Origin of the sequence: Roseomonas rosulenta (genome assembly GCF_016106005.1) — a bacterium.
GTDB classification, from domain to species: Bacteria; Pseudomonadota; Alphaproteobacteria; order Acetobacterales; family Acetobacteraceae; genus Neoroseomonas; species Neoroseomonas rosulenta.
The window spans coordinates 1-534 of sequence record NZ_JACADR010000661.1; the positions used below are offsets into that span (position 1 = coordinate 1).

Here is a 534-nt window from a genome sequence, read left to right on the forward strand (position 1 = left end):
GCGCGCGCGCGACCGCGGCGGCCTCGTCGGCGCCGGCGATCCAGAGGATGAATTCGTCGCCGCCGAAGCGCGCGGCGATGTCGCCCGGCGCGGCGCTGCCGCGCAGCAGCCGTGCGGTGGCGCGCAGCGCTGCGTCGCCGGCCTCGTGCCCGTGCAGGTCGTTCAGGGGCTTCAGATTGTCGAGGTCGAGGAAGACCAGCGCGCCGGGCGCGCCCTGCAGGCGGCCCTCCAGCGCATCGAGGAAGGCCCGGCGGTTGGCGAGGCCGGTCAGCGGGTCGGTGCTGGCCTGCCGTTCCAGCTCGCGCTGCATCCGGTCGAAGCCGAGCACCGCACCCAGCATCGCGGCCATGGAGCGCAGCACGGCCAGGTCCTCGGCGTCCCAGTCGCGGCCGCCGGCGTCGCGCCAGGCGGCCAGCGCGCAGGCGGCGGGCGGGCGGCCGTGATGATGCAGCACCGCACCGGGCTCGCGGTCGTCCAGCATGCCGAGCCAGTCCTGCCCGGCGGCGAGCGCCGGGCCGGCGCGCAGCAGCAGCG

At 77.5% G+C, this 534-nt stretch carries 1 protein-coding gene; it reads right to left on the reverse strand.

From position 1 onward, the window contains the following. Window positions 1–534: GGDEF domain-containing protein (locus HW578_RS27520; RefSeq protein ID WP_198373846.1), on the reverse strand; the 534-nt coding region annotated here is incomplete at both ends.